Raw genomic sequence first — 367 nt, forward strand, 5'->3', positions numbered from 1 at the left:
TCGCATGTCGGTATAGCCCGTCGCCAGCCACACCCGAACACCGGTCGGGATCGGGATCATCGCAGCGTCTCCAGCCCGCGCATGATCCGTAGCAGCGCATCGACGTCGACATCGCGATGGACAATGACGCGCCGGCCGTTCGTGCTCACGACCTCCATCCGCCCACGAGAAGCCCCAGGGTTCTCCACGCGCGACATTTCCGGCGTGATCACCGCAGGCACGAAGCCCTCAAGCCGGACCCCACCAAGACGGCCTTCCCAATAAAGGGCTACGCGACACCCAGAAAAAACAGGGCTTTTGCGACGGTTCGAATGCGCGGCGGCCCAACCGCGGCGCTGAAAGCCATCAGGGTGAAGTCTGGGAGCAG

1 protein-coding gene is annotated in these 367 nt (G+C 64.0%); it reads left to right on the top strand.

Features of this window, described 5'->3' with window-relative positions; translation table 11 throughout:
- Nucleotides 1-264 (top strand): hypothetical protein (locus tag CEV33_RS24760; RefSeq protein ID WP_208620140.1); only part of this gene is annotated, 264 nt, incomplete at its 5' end.
- Nucleotides 265-367: the final 103 nt, after the last annotated feature.

This window comes from Brucella grignonensis (genome assembly GCF_002252505.1).
In the GTDB taxonomy this organism is placed as follows: domain Bacteria; phylum Pseudomonadota; class Alphaproteobacteria; order Rhizobiales; family Rhizobiaceae; genus Brucella; species Brucella grignonensis.